The 16,240-nt window shown below is 63.4% G+C and carries 12 protein-coding genes; 4 read left to right on the top strand and 8 right to left on the bottom strand.

Going from position 1 to position 16,240, the window contains the following annotated elements; all coding sequences use genetic code 11:
• Positions 1–44 precede the first annotated feature (44 nt).
• Positions 45–1,223, bottom strand: a complete 1,179-nt coding sequence (locus VSX79_RS02375; protein ID WP_326914317.1) for a vWA domain-containing protein — start codon at positions 1,221–1,223, stop codon at positions 45–47.
• Between the two features lie 324 nt (positions 1,224–1,547).
• Between VSX79_RS02375 and VSX79_RS02380 the strand changes: the two genes are divergently transcribed.
• Positions 1,548–2,945, top strand: coding sequence for a methyl-accepting chemotaxis protein (locus tag VSX79_RS02380; RefSeq protein ID WP_326914318.1), 1,398 nt, complete (start codon positions 1,548–1,550; stop codon positions 2,943–2,945).
• 92 nt (positions 2,946–3,037) lie between these two features.
• Here VSX79_RS02380 and VSX79_RS02385 read toward each other — a convergent pair whose 3' ends face one another.
• The 7 genes from VSX79_RS02385 to VSX79_RS02415 form a co-directional block, all read right to left on the bottom strand.
• A complete protein-coding gene (locus VSX79_RS02385; RefSeq protein WP_326914319.1) occupies positions 3,038–3,883 on the bottom strand; it encodes an AAA family ATPase in 846 nt (281 codons plus the stop codon).
• A gap of 194 nt (positions 3,884–4,077) precedes the next feature.
• On the bottom strand, positions 4,078–4,749 hold the full coding sequence (locus VSX79_RS02390) for a DUF6975 family protein (RefSeq protein ID WP_326914320.1): 672 nt from the start codon (positions 4,747–4,749) through the stop codon (positions 4,078–4,080).
• A 262-nt stretch (positions 4,750–5,011) separates the two neighbouring features.
• Positions 5,012–5,317, bottom strand: coding sequence for a PspC domain-containing protein (locus tag VSX79_RS02395; RefSeq protein WP_179499586.1), 306 nt, complete (start codon positions 5,315–5,317; stop codon positions 5,012–5,014).
• 331 nt (positions 5,318–5,648) lie between these two features.
• Positions 5,649–7,664: an RNA polymerase sigma factor RpoD gene (rpoD, locus tag VSX79_RS02400; protein WP_179499585.1), complete on the bottom strand. Its 2,016-nt coding sequence runs from the start codon at positions 7,662–7,664 to the stop codon at positions 5,649–5,651.
• Between the two features lie 35 nt (positions 7,665–7,699).
• On the bottom strand, positions 7,700–9,592 hold the full coding sequence (dnaG, locus tag VSX79_RS02405) for a DNA primase (protein ID WP_326914321.1): 1,893 nt from the start codon (positions 9,590–9,592) through the stop codon (positions 7,700–7,702).
• Positions 9,593–9,979: an endonuclease domain-containing protein gene (locus VSX79_RS02410; protein WP_326914322.1), complete on the bottom strand. Its 387-nt coding sequence runs from the start codon at positions 9,977–9,979 to the stop codon at positions 9,593–9,595.
• A gap of 107 nt (positions 9,980–10,086) precedes the next feature.
• A complete protein-coding gene (locus VSX79_RS02415) occupies positions 10,087–10,539 on the bottom strand; it encodes a GatB/YqeY domain-containing protein (RefSeq protein ID WP_326914323.1) in 453 nt (150 codons plus the stop codon).
• A 131-nt stretch (positions 10,540–10,670) separates the two neighbouring features.
• On the opposite strand from VSX79_RS02415, the gene carA reads away from it, so the two are divergent.
• The 3 genes from carA (at position 10,671) to greA (ending at position 16,223) form a co-directional block, all read left to right on the top strand.
• Positions 10,671–11,945, top strand: a complete 1,275-nt coding sequence (gene carA / locus VSX79_RS02420) for a glutamine-hydrolyzing carbamoyl-phosphate synthase small subunit (protein ID WP_326914324.1) — start codon at positions 10,671–10,673, stop codon at positions 11,943–11,945.
• A gap of 385 nt (positions 11,946–12,330) precedes the next feature.
• Positions 12,331–15,651: a carbamoyl-phosphate synthase large subunit gene (carB, locus tag VSX79_RS02425; RefSeq protein WP_326914325.1), complete on the top strand. Its 3,321-nt coding sequence runs from the start codon at positions 12,331–12,333 to the stop codon at positions 15,649–15,651.
• 95 nt (positions 15,652–15,746) lie between these two features.
• A complete protein-coding gene (gene greA, locus VSX79_RS02430) occupies positions 15,747–16,223 on the top strand; it encodes a transcription elongation factor GreA (protein WP_179499578.1) in 477 nt (158 codons plus the stop codon).
• The last annotated feature ends 17 nt before the right edge of the window (positions 16,224–16,240 follow it).

Below are 16,240 nucleotides of genomic sequence, written 5' to 3' on the forward strand. Positions count from 1 at the left end.
ACGGGCCTTCGGCCCTCGCAATGACGATTAAATGAAACTGTGGATCAATGCTTGCGCGTCAGCTCGCGCATCGCATCGTCGAGGCCGGCGAGGGTCAGCGGATACATGCGGTCGTTCATCAGCTGTTTGATCAGCTTGACCGACTGGGTGTAGCCCCAATGCGCCTCGGGCACCGGGTTGAGCCACACCGCGGCGGGATAGACATGGGTGATGCGCTGGAGCCAGACCGCGCCCGATTCTTCGTTGAAATGCTCGACGCTGCCGCCCGGATGGGTGATTTCATAGGCGCTCATCGACGCGTCGCCGACGAAGATCACTTTGTAATCATGGCCATATTTGTGGAGAATGTCCCACATCTGGTGGCGTTCGGACCAGCGGCGCTTGTTATCCTTCCACACGCCCTCATAGGGGCAATTGTGGAAATAGAAGAATTCGAGATTCTTGAATTCGGTCGTCGCGGCGCTGAACAGTTCCTCGCACAGCTTGATGAAGGGGTCCATCGATCCGCCGACGTCGAGGAACAGCAGCAGCTTCACCGCGTTGCGCCGTTCGGGGCGCATCTGGATGTCGAGCCAGCCCTGCCGCGCGGTACCGTCGATCGTGCCCGGGATGTCGAGTTCGTCGTCGGCGCCTTCGCGCGCGAATTTGCGCAGGCGGCGGAGCGCGATCTTGATGTTGCGGGTGCCGAGCTCCTTGGTGTTGTCGAGATTCTGGAACTCGCGCTTTTCCCAGACCTTCAGCGCGCGTTTGTGCTTGCTCTCGCCACCGATCCGCACGCCCTCGGGATTATAGCCCGAATTGCCGAAAGGCGAGGTGCCGCCGGTGCCGATCCACTTGCTGCCGCCCTCGTGGCGCTTTTGCTGTTCCTCGAGCCGCTCTTTCAGCGTCTCCATGATCTTGTCCCAGTCGCCGAGCGATTCGATCGCCGCCATTTCCTCGGGGGTCAGGAATTTCTCGGCAACGGCTTTCAGCCAGTCCGCCGGGACATCGACCGGGTTCTGACCGTAATCCGAAATGATGCCCTTGAAGACCTTGTTGAACACCTGGTCGAAGCGGTCGAGCAGGCCCTCGTCCTTCACGTAAATCGCGCGGCTGAGATAATAGAATTGCTCGGGGCTGCGGTCGATCACCTCGCGGTCGAGCGCCTCCAGCAGCATCAGATGCTCTTTCAGGCTGGCGGGAATGCCCGCGGCGCGAAGCTCGTCGAGAAAGCCGAAAAACATGGCGCAGGCGTATCGCGTTCGCGCGGTGCGTGCAATCACTTTACGTTCACGTAAAGCGGCGGGAGGCAACATCTGGACCGCCGGTGTGCAACTGACCGGAAGCGACCGGAGGTTGCCGATAGAGATCTGTGCCCCGGCGAAAGCCGGGGTCCAGAAAGATGACGCTAACCCGGCATATTTCCGCACTGGGCCCCGGCTTTCGCCGGGGTGCACAAGGGTCAGCTCACCACCCCAAAACCGACATATCCGCGCATCCACCCATTGACCCCCCGTTAACCAATGTTGGGCATAGCTTCGCGATCATTCAGGGACGCGGGCAAGCCAATGAAATATGATCCGATCAACCCGGAGGCACAGATCCTCGACCAGTCGGTCGCGAGCGACTGCGGCGAGCTCGCCGTCGGGTGCAGCGACGCCGCAGGGCGGATCAAACGTGCGACCGACCAGATGGAACGGCAAATCGGCGAGCTTGGTCGGCTCGAGGAATATGTCGTCAGCCTCGAGGCAGACCAGCGCCAGATCGCCGATTCGACCGACGAGGCGAAACTGCTGTCGGCGCGCGCCTGCGAACAGCTCGACACCGGCGCCGAGCGCGTCAACGCCGCGGTCAGCGAATTCCGCTCGGTGATCGACCTCGTCGCGCGGCTTGGCACGCATGTCACCAATTTCGCCGCGGTGATGGAGCAGGTCCAGCAGGTCAGCCAGTCGATCGAATCGATCGCCAAGACGACCAACATGCTCGCGCTCAATGCCGCGATCGAGGCCGAGCGCGCGGGCGATGCCGGCCGGACCTTCGCCGTCGTCGCGGCCGAGGTGAAGAAGCTCGCGCAGAACACGCGCGGCGCGACCGACGAGATCCGCCGCAGTATCGGAAGCCTCGCCGCCGAGGCGAGCGGGCTCGTCACGGAAATCCAGTCGGGGGTCGAACAGTCGAGCCGCGCCGAGGCGCAGTTCGAAACGATCACCGACGCGCTCCACGACGCGACGCATCTCGTCGCCTTGCTCGACGACCAGAGCGACCGCATCGCGCAGTCGAGCGCGATGGTCCATGCCAATGGTGCGAAAGTGCGCGAGGCGCTCGATCTGGTGGTGAATTCGGTACGCGACAATAGTTCGACGCTGGAGGGCACGCGCGATTCGATCCTGTCGATGGAGCATGTGTCGAACCGCATGTTCAACGCGGTGATCTCCGCGGGGGTCAGTCCGCAGGATTCGGCGATCGTCGAACTCGCCGCGAAGGTGCGCGACGAATTCGTGGGCCTTGCCGAAAAGGCGATCGCGTGCGGCGAGCTGACGATGGATCAGCTTTTCGACGCCAATTATGTGCGCGTGCCGAACTCGAACCCCGAACGCTTCCGCACGAGCCTGTGCGACTGGGCCGACGCCCACTGGCGCCCGCTGTTCGACCGCATCGTCGCGAGCCACCCCGAAATCAAGATGTCGTCGGCGGGCGACATGAACGGCTTTCTGCCGACGCACATCACCGAATGCTCACGCGCGCCGACCGGCGACCTCGAGCATGACACGGCGCATTGCCGCAACGGCCGCATCCTGCTCGACGATACCGACATGGCGGCCAAGCGCAGCACCGCACCTTTCTTCATGACCGTCTATCGTCAGGAAGGCGACGGCATCAATTACCTGACCGTGCGCAACGTCTATATGCCCGCGATCATCGGCGGGCGCCGCTGGGGCGATGTCGAAGTGGCTTACCAGCTTTAATCTCGTCATTGCGAGCGTAGCGAAGCAATCCAGAGCAGTTTGCCACGTCCTGGATTGCTTCGCTACGCTCGCAATGACGAATTATACTGGTCTCAGCTGCCCTGACGGCGCGCCATGAAGGCGAGCTTTTCGAACAGCATCACATCCTGCTCATTCTTGAGCAAGGCGCCGTGCAAGGGCGGGATCGCCTTGCCGACGTCGCGGTTCTGGAGGACTTCGAGCGGCATGTCCTCGTTGAGCAGCAGCTTGAGCCAGTCGATCAGTTCGCTCGTCGACGGCTTCTTCTTCAAGCCCGGCACCTCGCGCACTTCGTAGAAGATGTCCATCGCGCGGCTGACCAGCGTCTTCTGGATGCCGGGGAAGTGGACCTCGACGATCGCGGCCATCGTGTCGCGGTCGGGGAATTTGATATAGTGAAAGAAACAGCGGCGCAGGAAGGCGTCGGGCAGTTCCTTTTCATTGTTCGAGGTGATGACGACGATCGGGCGTTCTTTCGCGGTGACCGTCTCGTCGGTCTCGTAAACGTGGAATGCCATGCGATCGAGTTCCTGGAGCAGGTCGTTCGGGAATTCGATGTCGGCCTTGTCGATCTCGTCGATCAAGAGGACAGGGAGCTTGGGCGAGGTGAACGCCTCCCACAATTTGCCCTTGCGGATATAGTTGCGGATGTCGTGGACGCGCTCTTCGCCGAGCTGGCCGTCGCGCAGGCGCGCCACCGCGTCATATTCGTAAAGCCCCTGCTGCGCCTTGGTCGTCGATTTGATGTTCCAGGTGATCAGCGGCGCGTCGAAGGCTTTTGCGATTTCTTCGGCGAGCACGGTCTTGCCTGTGCCGGGTTCGCCCTTCACGAGCAAAGGGCGGCGCAGCAAGGTCGCGGCGTTGACCGCGACCTTCAGGTCGTCGGTGGCGATATAGGCGCTGGTGCCTTCGAAGCGCATCGGCTGCTGCCTTTCCCTTAACGTGAACGTCAAGCTGGCATAGCGACGGAGGAAGATGCGCGCAAGCCGGAGGGGCGCCGCAATCAAAATCCTCCCTGTCGCGGAGCGAGTGGTGAGGGGCGGCGCCATAGCCCCTCCGTCGGCGCTTCGCGCTGCCACCTCCCCATGGCTTCGCCACAGGGAGGGATCAAATTTCAAGGGTGGAGGCGGCTTGCCGCCCGCGCGGCCATCAGGTCCCAAAGGCCGCTGTGCTGCGTGATGAGCTGTTGCGCACCGAACACCATCGCGCGCTCGATCGCGGGGGTATCGGCGACCATCGCGGCGAGCCGCGCGGTGCCCGGCAGGTCGGGCAGCGTGCAGGTCGGCGGCACCAGATCGAGCCGCAGCGCGCTGATGTCGAGCAGCACGCGTATCGTCCGCCAGTCGAGCGTCAGCGCGATTGCGGCGCCGAGCGCGCAGCCGTGGCGATCCGATTCGGCAAGCATGTCGAGCGCCTTGCGCTGCGCCGCGACGGCGGCCTCGCACTGCGCCTGTCCCTGGGTGCTGGGCACGGGTCCGACCGCCGAGGCGATCTTCGACAGGAAGGCGCGTTCCTGGACAAAGGCGTCGGCGGCCTCGTCCATCCACCGGCGCGACGCGGGATCGACCGCTTTGCGCGCGGCATTGTCGATCACGCCCGGATGGCGGCCATGGAGGAGGCAGAGGAAGTGCACGGCATCGGCGAGATTGCGCATCGCCTCGGGGCCGCTCGACAGCGCGCCCGAGCGGACGTGCGGATGCGCGCCGGTGCCGTCGCTGGCGACCAGCGAATCGAGCAGTTCGGCGACGCCGCGTGTCGGCGTTTTGGGCTGGGGGGACTGGCTCAACGCTCGATCCTCGCTGCGGCAAGGGCGCGCGCACCCAAGCCAATGGCATTACAGCGATCGGTCATAGGACAACGTCGTAAACGACGCGTTTATAAGCGGGGACGGATTTATGACGCGACTGTTTCAGGCGGGGACAGCGCGGAACGACGAAGGGACCGGCAAGCCCCGCGAGGAAGCTTGCCGGTCCCGTGCAGATGGCGCCGGGGGGGCGCCATCGGAGCGGACGGACCGGGCGGGGAGAGGGGTGTCCGGCCGGGTCCGCTCAAGCTGCGAGCGCGAGTTCTCCCGTCTTTTCGGGGGTCTTTTCGGCTTTCGGCGCGTCGGCTTCGATCGCCGTCAGCGCGGGTTGGCCAGCAGCGTGTTTCGCAGGGAAGATCAGCCGCGATGCGAGCACGACGAGACCGAGCGCGAAATAGGCCATGAAGGTCTGGGCGGGAAAAAAGAAGAGCGGCGCGATGAACGCGAGACGCAGATACAGCGGGTTGAAGCCGAAATCCTGGCCCACGGCCTCGCAGATACCGAAGAAGGTGTCGCGGCGGCGGAAGAGATTGGTGGTTTCGTTCTGCATTTTTTCGTCTTTCCCTTTGGCTGCGGGCTCTGCCCCGCGCTCGTGTCCCATGCTTCGCAAGGGGCGTGCCAATTATGCGGATGCGTGGATTTCCGGCCGATTTGACCCGGGCGTCATCCTAGAGGTGACGCGCGGATCGGGAATTTGTCCCATCAGTCGGGAAATGACACCATCATATCGTATCGTTTTTCATGGCGGTGAACTCGGGGGAGAGCGCCGCCGATATGGGCGGCAGGCATCCTCCTACAAGGGACGCATGAAAAAACGGCGACCGGTTAGACCGGCCGCCGTCAAAATTCGATGAATGTCGTCAGAAGGTTACCGACGGCGCTTACTGATCGAGGAAGCTGCGCATCTTGCGGCTCCGCGAGGGATGCTTCAGCTTGCGGAGCGCCTTCGCCTCGATCTGGCGGATACGTTCGCGCGTCACGCTGAACTGCTGTCCCACCTCTTCGAGCGTGTGGTCGGTGTTCATTCCGATACCGAAGCGCATGCGCAGCACGCGCTCCTCGCGCGGGGTGAGCGACGCAAGGACGCGGGTGACCGTTTCCTTGAGGTTCGACTGCACCGCGGCATCGACCGGGATCACGGCATTCTTGTCCTCGATGAAATCGCCGAGGTGGCTGTCTTCCTCGTCGCCGATCGGCGTTTCGAGGCTGATCGGCTCCTTGGCGATCTTCATCACCTTGCGGACCTTTTCGAGCGGCATCGACAGACGCTCGGCCATTTCCTCGGGGGTCGGCTCGCGGCCGCTTTCATGGAGGAACTGGCGGCTGCAGCGCACCAGCTTGTTGATCGTCTCGATCATATGGACCGGGATGCGGATCGTGCGGGCCTGATCGGCGATCGAGCGGGTGATCGCCTGGCGGATCCACCAAGTCGCATAGGTCGAGAATTTGTAGCCGCGGCGATATTCGAACTTGTCGACCGCCTTCATCAGGCCGATATTGCCTTCCTGGATGAGGTCGAGGAACTGCAGCCCGCGGTTCGTATATTTCTTCGCGATCGAGATCACGAGGCGCAGGTTCGCCTCGACCATTTCCTTCTTGGCGATGCGCGCTTCGCGCTCGCCCTTCTGGACCATGTTCACGACGCGGCGGAATTCGGTCAGGCTCATGCCCGCGGCTTGCGCGATTTCCGAAATTTCGATGCGGATGCGGTCGACCGCGCCGGCTTCATTCTCGGCGAAGGCGGCCCATTTCTTGTCGAGACCCGACACCTGATCGAGCCAGTTTTCCTCAAGCTCGCGACCGACATAATTGTCGAGGAACGACTTGCGCGGGACCTTGTGGCGCTCGGCAAGGCGCAGCATCTGGCCGCCGAGCGCGGTCAGGCGGCGATTGTAGCTGTAAAGCTGGTCGACCAGATATTCGATCTTGGTGCCGTGGAACTGCACGCTTTCGACCTGCGCGGTGAGTTCCTCGCGCAGCTTGTGATATTTCTTTTCCGACGCTGCGGGAAATTCCTCGCCGCCCGAAAGCGATTCGAGGCGCGCGTCCTGCAGTTTCGAGAAAGCCTTGAAGCTTTTGGTGATGTTCGCGAATTTTTCGAGCGCGTCGGGCTTCAACAGCTCTTCCATCGCGGCGAGGCTGAGCGTGTTGTCTTCCTCATCCTCTTCGAAGCTTTCGCGCTTGCCCGACGAACTCTCGCCGTCCTCGTCGTCGCCGTCGGCAGAAGGTTCTTCCTCGACCTCGTCCTCGTCCTTGAACGACACGCCGGCGGTTTTCTCGCTGATCTCGCCGTCGTCCTCGGCGCCTTCCTCATCGAGGTTTTCGGGCGCGGGATCCTTCGACAGCATCGCTTCGAGATCGACGATCTCGCGCAGCTGCATGTCGCCGTTGTTGAGCGCGTTCGACCATTCGATGATCGCGTTGAAGGTTAGGGGGCTTTCGCACAGCCCGAGGATCATCGTGTCGCGGCCGGCCTCGATGCGCTTGGCGATCGCGATTTCGCCCTCGCGGCTGAGCAATTCGACCGCGCCCATTTCGCGCAGGTACATGCGAACGGGATCGTCGGTGCGATCGACCGTTTCCTTCTTCTTTTCGATCGCGGGGTTCGACACCGAACCGGTGCCGGCCGAAACATCGACTTCGTCGTCGGTTTCCTGCTCGGCCTCTTCCTGCACATCCTCGTCGCTTTCGACGATGTTGATGCCCATGTCGGAAATCGCCGACATGATGTCTTCGATCTGCTCCGACGACATCTCGTCCTGCGGCAGCGCCGCATTGAGCTCGTCATAGGTCAGGTAGCCGCGCTTCTTGCCACGCGCGATCAGCTTTTTGACGTCGGCCTCGTTGAGGTCGATCAGCGGGGCGTCGGTGTCGGCTTCGGTGTTCTTGGTGGCCATCTATTCTTCCTGCCTGAAAGGGCAATTACTAGTCGTTACTGGCTGCTGTTTTCGGACAGCGCGGCCAGGCGGCGGGTCAGATCCTCATCCATGGCGCGCAGCTTCTGCTGTCGCGCCAGGCCTTCGTCATCCATCGTGCGCTGAAAATCCGCGGTGGCCTGTGCCAGCCGCTCGCGGATTTCGGGCTGGGTGACCAGCACGCCGATATATTCGTCGAGGTCGCGAAGCGCGGTCTCGCGCGCCGCTGCGGCCTCGTCACTGCTTTCCAGCCTGCGATTGAACGAGAAGTGCATTCCGTCGGCTCTGAGCAATGTCGTCGCCCTATTATACACTTTCATTGGCTCCAATATGGCAAGCAACCCCTCGCAATCAAGCCCTTCGCGGCACATTGCGCTGTCAAGCATTATGCCGAGCAGTTCGGCGTCGCCGGAATCGCTCACGGGCAGCCGCGTCAACGCCTCCTCGTTGCGGCGAAGCGCCTCGGGATAACGCAGCAATCCGCCGATCAGCGCCGCGATGTACGGCGCCGAAATACCGGCCTGCCCGATGGAACGCGTCTCGTCGGCCGGAGGTTGCAGCCGCGGGTCGGGGCCGAAGCGGCGTCCTCCGCCGAACCCGCCACGCGGGGGATTGGGCGTCCACGGTTGGCGCTGTGCGCGCTCGGGCTGTTTGCGCGCGAACAATGTGTCGAGTCGCTCGCGGAAGGCTTCGCGGTAATGGTGGCGCACGTCGGCATCCTGGATCGCGTCGGCGTGCGCGAGCAGGCGCGATTTGAGCGCGGCGCGCTCCTCGGGGGTCGCGAGCGGACCGGCCGCTACTTCATGCGCCCACAGGCGCTCGACGAGCGGCTGCGCGCTTTCGAGGATTTCGGCGAAGCCCGCCGCGCCGCGCGCGCGGACGATATCGTCGGGATCCTGCCCCCCCGGAAGCGTCGCGAAGGACAGGCTGAAGCCGGGGCGGAGCAGGGGAAGCGCTCGCATTGCGGCACGCATCGCGGCCTTCTGTCCGGCGCTGTCGCCGTCGAAGCAAAGGACGGGTACAGGAACCATGCGCCAGATCATGCCGAGCTGGTTTTCGGTGAGCGCGGTGCCGAGCGGCGCGACGGCATCTGCGATCCCGGCTTCGGCGAGGGCGATCACGTCCATATAGCCCTCGACGACGATGATCCGGTTCGTCTGCCGCGACGCGGGGCTCGCCTTGTCGAGATTATAGAGCGTGCGCCCCTTGTCGAACAAAGGCGTGTCGGGCGAGTTCAGATATTTGGGCTCGCCGTCGCCCAAAATGCGCCCCCCAAAGGCGATCACGCGCCCGCGCGCATCGCGGATCGGGATCATCAACCGGCCGCGGAAGCGATCGTAGGGCTCCTTGTCCTCGACCGCGATCAGCATCCCCGATTCGACGAGCATCGCGGTCGGGAATTTCTTGAGCGCTTCCTTCAATGCGCTGCGGCTCTCGGGCGCGAGGCCGAAGCCGAAGGCCTTGCGCGTCTCCTCCGAAATCCCGCGCTTCGCCAGATATTCGCGCGCCGGGGCGCCATTGCTGCTACCGAGCTGCTGGGTGAACCAGTCGGCGGCGGCTTGCACGACATCGCGGAGGCTCGCCGCCTCCTCGGCCTTTTTCGCCGCGCGCGGGTCGGGGGCGGGGACGTCCATCCCGGCCTCGGCGGCGAGTTCCTTCACCGCATCCATGAACGACAGTCCGCGCTGGTCGGTCATCCAGCGGATTGCATCGCCATGCGCGCTGCAGCCGAAGCAATGGTAGAAGCCCTTCTCGTCGTTGATCGTGAAGCTGGGCGTTTTCTCGTTATGGAAGGGGCAGCAGGCTTTATATTCGCGGCCCGCACGCGTAACCTTCACCGTCCGCCCGATGAGCGTCGACAGCGTGATCCGCGAGCGCAGTTCGTCCAGCCATTGCGGGGTAAGGCTCAATTAGTTCCCCTCCCGCTTGCGGGAGGGGTTAGGGGAGGGCATGTCCGCAAGCACGCGTTCGATCTCGCCGATGACGCCCTCAATCCGTTCTAACACATCATTGTTCCAGAACCGGATCACTCGATATCCCTGTGCTTCAAGATAGCTCGTCCGCGCCTGATCTTTTTCTACATCAACCGCGTGTTGCCCGCCATCGACTTCGATGACGAGTTTTGCCGATCGCGAGACGAAATCGCAGATGAACGGGCCGATAGGGAATTGCCGGTTGAAGCGGACGCTGGCGATCTTGCGGGCGCTCAGTTGCGCCCATAGCTTCCGTTCAGCTTCGGTAGCGTTCAGTCTTAGCTCGCGCGATCTCGCAGTCGGTCGTTTGTAGCCCTTGTCCAAACAGGCCCTCCCCCGACCCCTCCCGCAAGCGGGAGGGGAGAATAAGCGTTCGCCGTCCGCATGTCCCCCTCCCGCTTGCGGGAGGGGCTAGGGGAGGGCATGTTGCCTCAGGTCAGCGCCGCCTTAACCCACCCGCTAGCCTTGCTCATATCGAGCTGGCTCCCGAGCCGGTCCTTCACCGCGGCCATCACCTTGCCCATATCCTTCAGGCTTTCCGCCCCCAGCTCGGTCACGATCGCCTTGATCGCCGCCATCGCCTCGTCGTCGGAGAGTTGCGCGGGCAGAAAGTCCTCGATCACCGCGACTTCGGCCGCCTCGATATCGGCCAGTTCCTGCCGCCCGCCCTGTTCGTACATGGTGATCGATTCGCGGCGCTGCTTGACCATTTTCTGCAAGACGTCGGTGACCAGCACATCGTCGTCGGCCGGCGCGGTGCCGGTGCGCAGCTCGATGTCCTTGTCCTTGATCTTGGCCAGCATCAGCCGGATGGTGCCGAGCCGCGCCTTGTCGCCGCTTTTCATCGCGGCGACCTGCGCAGCCTTGATGTCGTCACGAATCATACGTGTCCCCATGCGCTGCAAATTTCGGAAAGGCCCTCTCTAGCGCCAAGATTCCAAATCCGATAGCTTGTGAATCACTTTTTTGCCGCCTACTTGGTCGGCCGTTTAGCCCCCCGTCCGGAGCATGTTGAATGGCACCAGCCAACCCCTCTGCCGCGCCCAAAGCCCAGCCATCTGGCGCAACTGGCGTTCTCGTCCTTGCCGATGGCACGATCCTGTGGGGGATCGGTTATGGCGCGAGTGGCGCGGGTGTAGGCGAGATTTGTTTCAACACCGCGATGACCGGCTACCAGGAAATCCTGACCGACCCGTCTTACGCTGGCCAGATCATCACCTTCACCTTTCCGCACATCGGCAATGTCGGCGCGAATCCCGAAGATATGGAGCGCGAAAAGCGCGCCGCGATCGGCTGCGTCACGCGCGAACTGCCGACGCTGCCGAGCAACTTCCGCAGCGTGCAGACGCTGCCCGAATGGATGGCGGCGCAGGGGCTGATCGGGCTTGCCGGCATCGACACGCGCGCGCTGACCCGCCGTATCCGCGACGGCGGTGCGCCGACCGGTGTTGTCGCGCATCATCCCGAGGGCAAGTTCGACATCGACAAGCTGCTGATGCTGGCGCAGGGCTGGCCGGGACTGGAGGGCATGGACCTCGCCAAGACCGTGACGCGCGAGCGGCAGGGTAGCTGGGATGCGGGGGTTTGGGCTTTGGGGAAGGGCTACGCCAATTCCCCCCTCCCGCTTGCGGGAGGGGTCGGGGGAGGGCCTGTTTCCGACGCTGCCGTGTCCGACATGCCCTCCCCTAACCCCTCCCGCGAGCGGGAGGGGGACAAGAGGCCCCACGTCGTCGCGGTCGACTATGGCGCGAAGGACAATATCTTCCGCAATCTGGTGAAGGCCGGCGCGCGCGTCACCGTGGTGCCCGCGAAAACCAGCCTCGACGAGATCGTCGCGCTGCGCCCCGCGGGGGTGTTCCTGTCGAACGGCCCCGGCGATCCGGCGGCGACGGGCGACTATGCGGTGCCGGTGATCAAGGGATTGCTCGAACGCAATGTCCCGATCTTCGGCATCTGCCTCGGCCACCAGCTGCTCGCGCTCGCCGCGGGCGCGAAGACGGTCAAGATGCATCAGGGCCACCGCGGCGCGAACCATCCGGTGCAGCGCGTCGGCGGCGATTTCGCCGACGGCATCGTCGAGATCACCAGCATGAACCACGGCTTCGCGGTCGATGCGGCGACGCTGCCCGCGGGCGTGGTCGAGACGCACAAGAGCCTGTTCGACGGATCGAACTGCGGTATCGCGATCACGGGCAAAAATGCGTTCAGCGTGCAATATCACCCCGAGGCGAGCCCGGGGCCGCAGGATAGTTTCTATCTGTTTGAGAAGTTCGTGGGTGGGTTGCGGTGACGCGAGAGCGGCTTCCCTATCCCCCTGAGCATGTGCTTGAGATGCTTTATCACAGAGAGTTGGGTTACGGCTTAGGCCAAGGAGACAACACTTTCTGGGGCTTCGCTAGTGCTTTCAAAGCTCTGCGGTTGGACGTGACAAACGCCCAACTTGATCGATATCGATCCCATTTTATTGAGTTCGGCTGGGGCAAGTTCGACGGTAAGGATGAACCTTGCTTTCGCATCACTCCTTTAGGTGAGCAGGCAGCGCGGACGTCTATTTCTCGACGACGGCCAATCTACTCTTTCAGGCGCCTTCGCACATATGATTGGTCGTTCATCGGCGCGATCGCTGCAATAGTCGCCGCAATCCTTTCACTCGCCCCAATTATCAAGGCACAGTAATGCCCAAAAGAACTGACATCCAATCCATCCTCGTTATCGGCGCCGGCCCGATCGTTATCGGTCAGGCGTGCGAGTTCGATTATTCGGGGACGCAGGCGATCAAGGCGTTGAAGGAGGAGGGCTATCGCATCGTCCTCGTCAACTCCAACCCGGCGACGATCATGACCGATCCCGACCTCGCCGACGCCACCTATGTCGAGCCGATCACGCCCGAGATCGTCGCGAAGATCATCGCGAAGGAGCGCCCCGATGCGGTGCTGCCGACGATGGGCGGACAGACCGCGCTCAACACCGCGCTGGCGTTGTTCAACGACGGAACGCTGGAGAAATATGGCGTCGAGATGATCGGCGCCGATGCCGAGGCGATCGACAAGGCCGAGGACCGCATCAAGTTCCGCGACGCGATGGACAAGATCGGGCTGGAAAGCGCGCGATCGGGTATCGCGCACACGCTCGACGAGGCGTTTGCGGTGCTCGAACGCACCGGCCTGCCGTCGATCATCCGCCCCAGTTTCACCATGGGCGGCACCGGCGGCGGCATCGCGTATAACCGCGAGGAGTTCGAACATATCGTCCGCGGCGGCCTGATCGCCTCACCCACCACCGAAGTCCTGATCGAGGAATCGCTCCTCGGCTGGAAAGAATATGAGATGGAGGTGGTGCGCGACCGCAAGGACAATTGCATCATCATCTGTTCGATCGAAAATGTCGATCCGATGGGCGTGCATACCGGCGACAGCATCACCGTTGCCCCCGCGCTGACGCTGACCGACAAGGAATATCAGATCATGCGCAACGCGAGCATCGCGGTGCTGCGCGAGATTGGGGTCGAAACCGGCGGATCGAACGTCCAGTTCGCGGTGAATCCCAAGGACGGCCGCCTGATCGTGATCGAGATGAACCCGCGCGTGTCGCGCTCGTCGGCGCTCGCGTCGAAGGCGACGGGCTTTCCGATCGCCAAGGTCGCGGCGAAACTCGCGGTCGGCTACACGCTCGACGAGATCATGAACGACATCACCGGCGTCACCCCCGCATCGTTCGAACCTACGATCGACTATGTCGTGACCAAGATTCCGCGCTTTGCTTTCGAGAAATTCAAGGGTGCCGAGGCGACGCTGTCGACCGCGATGAAGTCGGTCGGCGAGGTGATGGCGATCGGCCGCACGATCCACGAAAGCTTGCAGAAGGCGCTGCGCGGGCTGGAGACCGGCTTGTCCGGGTTCAACTTCGTCGAGCGGCTGAAAGGCGCGACGCACGACCAGTTGCGCAACGAACTGGCGCAGCGCACCCCCGATCGGCTGCTCAACGCCGCGCAGGCGATCCGCGAAGGCCTCCCGCTTGCGGAGATCAACCGCGTCGCGGGCTATGACATGTGGTTCCTCGAACGCATCGCCGAAATCGTCGAGGCCGAGCAGGAGGTGTGCCGCGAGGGCCTGCCGCGCGACGCCGAGGGGCTGCGCAAGCTAAAGGCGATGGGCTTTTCGGACAAGCGCCTGGCCTATCTCGCGCTCCAGTCGGCGAACCTCCAGCCCGGCACGCGTCGCGCGACCGCGCGCGGCAGTGGGCTGATCCACGAGGCGGTGAAGGCAATGACCGGCGGCGTCACCGAGGGCGAGGTGCGCAAGCTTCGCCACAAGCTCGGCGTGCGGCCGGTGTTCAAGACGATCGACACCTGCGCCGCCGAGTTCGCTGCGAAAACGCCCTATCTCTATTCGACCTATGAAGCCCCGACCTTTGGCGAGCCCGAAAATGAGGCGAACCCGTCGGATCGCAAAAAGGTCGTCATCCTTGGCGGCGGCCCGAACCGGATCGGGCAGGGGATCGAGTTCGACTATTGCTGCTGCCACGCCTGCTTCGCGCTCGAAGAGGCGGGCTATGAAACGATCATGGTCAACTGCAATCCCGAGACGGTGTCGACCGACTATGACACGTCGGACCGCCTCTATTTCGAGCCGCTCACCGCCGAGGATGTGCTGGAGATCCTGCACGTCGAAATGTCGAGGGGCGAACTCGTCGGCGTGATCGTCCAGTTCGGCGGCCAGACGCCGCTCAAGCTCGCGCAGGCGCTGTCCGACGCGGGCATCCCGATCCTCGGCACCTCGCCCGACGCGATCGACCTCGCCGAAGACCGCGAGCGTTTCGCGGCGCTGGTCAACAAGCTCGGCCTGAAACAGCCCGAAAACGGCATCGCGCGCAGCCGCGAAGAGGCGATCGCGGTCGCGACGCGCATCGGCTATCCGGTGCTGACACGCCCCTCTTACGTCCTCGGCGGCCGTGCAATGGAGATCGTCGACGATCAGGCGCAGCTCGAAAATTACATCGAGACTGCGGTGCAGGTGTCGGGCGACTCGCCGGTGCTGATCGACCGGTATCTGCGCGACGCGATCGAGGTCGATGTTGATGCCTTGTGCGATGGCACCGACGTGGTGGTTGCGGGCGTGCTCCAGCATATCGAGGAAGCCGGCGTCCATTCGGGCGACAGCGCCTGCTCGATCCCGCCGTACAGCCTGCCGGCGCATATCATCGCCGAGATCGAGCGGCAGGCCGACGCGCTTGCGCGCGCGCTGGAGGTGCGCGGTCTCATGAACATCCAGTTCGCGGTCAAGGGCGACGAGGTTTACCTGATCGAGGTCAACCCGCGCGCCAGCCGCACCGTGCCCTTCGTCGCGAAAGCGGTCGGCTCGCCGATCGCCAAGATCGCGGCGCGCGTGATGGCGGGCGAAAAGCTGGCCGACCTGCCCAGGATCAACCGCGACATCAAACATGTCGCGGTGAAGGAAGCGGTCTTCCCGTTCGCGCGCTTCCCCGGCACCGATCCGGTACTGAGCCCCGAGATGAAGTCCACCGGTGAAGTCATGGGGATCGACAGCAACTTCAACCTGGCCTTCGCCAAGGCGCAGCTCGGCGCGGGCGACCGCCTGCCGACCGAGGGCCGCGTCTTCGTATCGGTCAAGGACAGCGACAAGCCGCGCATCGTCGGCGCGGTTAAACAGCTCGCCGACTGGGGCTGGAAGGTCATCGCGACCGGCGGCACGGCCGATTATCTGGCGGGCCAGGCGATCGACGTGGAGCGCGTCAACAAGGTCGCCGAAGGCCGCCCGCATATCGTCGACCGGATCAAGGACGGCGACGTGCAGCTGATCTTCAACACGACCGAGGGGTGGCAGAGCTTGCAGGATTCGCAATCGATCCGCGCCTCCGCTCTCGCCGCCGACATCGCCTATTATACCACGGCGGCGGCGAGCGATGCCGCGACGCAGGCGATCGGGGCGCTCCGCGCGCACAGTCTTGAAGTAAAGCCGCTTCAGGACTATTATTGAACCACCGCTCCACCCCCCGACATTGACGGATCAGCGGCGCAGCCGCCCGGCGAAGTTTCGCTGGCGCTGGATTATTGACGAAGGACAACAGGATAATGGCAAGCGTTGAAAAGGTGCCGATGCTGGCAGAGGGCTATGAGAAGATGAGCTCCCAGCTCTCTGCGCTCAAGGCCGAGCGACCGCTGATCGTCGATGCGATCGAGGAAGCGCGCGCGCATGGCGACCTTAGCGAAAATGCCGAATATCATGCCGCGAAAGAGCGTCAGGGCCAGGTCGAAGCGACGATCGGCGACCTCGAGGACAAATTGTCGCGCGCGCAGGTGATCGACCCGACGACGCTGTCGGGCGACCGCATCGTGTTCGGTGCGACCGTCACGCTCGCCGACGAGGACGACAAGCCGGTGAAATACCAGATCGTCGGCCAGGCCGAAGCCGACGCCAAGGACGGCAAGATCAGCTATAATTCGCCGCTCGGCCGCGCGCTGATCGGCCGCCGCGTCGACGACGAGATCGAGGTCACCGTGCCCGCGGGCGACAAATATTATCTGGTGACCAAGATCGAATTCATCTGACGAACGGACGGAAGAGG

Origin of the sequence: Sphingopyxis chilensis (assembly GCF_035930445.1) — a bacterium.
Taxonomy (GTDB): Bacteria; Pseudomonadota; Alphaproteobacteria; order Sphingomonadales; family Sphingomonadaceae; genus Sphingopyxis; species Sphingopyxis chilensis.

What these genes read in the sequence shown, in the direction of transcription:
- VSX79_RS02375 (WP_326914317.1), bottom strand. Translation starts at nt 1,223, where the DNA reads ATGTTTTTCGGCTTTCTCGACGAGCTTCGCGCCGCGGGCATTCCCGCC.
- VSX79_RS02380 (WP_326914318.1), top strand. Translation starts at nt 1,548, where the DNA reads ATGAAATATGATCCGATCAACCCGGAGGCACAGATCCTCGACCAGTCG.
- VSX79_RS02385 (WP_326914319.1), bottom strand. Translation starts at nt 3,883, where the DNA reads ATGCGCTTCGAAGGCACCAGCGCCTATATCGCCACCGACGACCTGAAG.
- VSX79_RS02395 (WP_179499586.1), bottom strand. Translation starts at nt 5,317, where the DNA reads ATGCAGAACGAAACCACCAATCTCTTCCGCCGCCGCGACACCTTCTTC.
- rpoD (WP_179499585.1), bottom strand. Translation starts at nt 7,664, where the DNA reads ATGGCCACCAAGAACACCGAAGCCGACACCGACGCCCCGCTGATCGAC.
- VSX79_RS02415 (WP_326914323.1), bottom strand. Translation starts at nt 10,539, where the DNA reads ATGATTCGTGACGACATCAAGGCTGCGCAGGTCGCCGCGATGAAAAGC.
- carA (WP_326914324.1), top strand. Translation starts at nt 10,671, where the DNA reads ATGGCACCAGCCAACCCCTCTGCCGCGCCCAAAGCCCAGCCATCTGGC.
- carB (WP_326914325.1), top strand. Translation starts at nt 12,331, where the DNA reads ATGCCCAAAAGAACTGACATCCAATCCATCCTCGTTATCGGCGCCGGC.
- greA (WP_179499578.1), top strand. Translation starts at nt 15,747, where the DNA reads ATGGCAAGCGTTGAAAAGGTGCCGATGCTGGCAGAGGGCTATGAGAAG.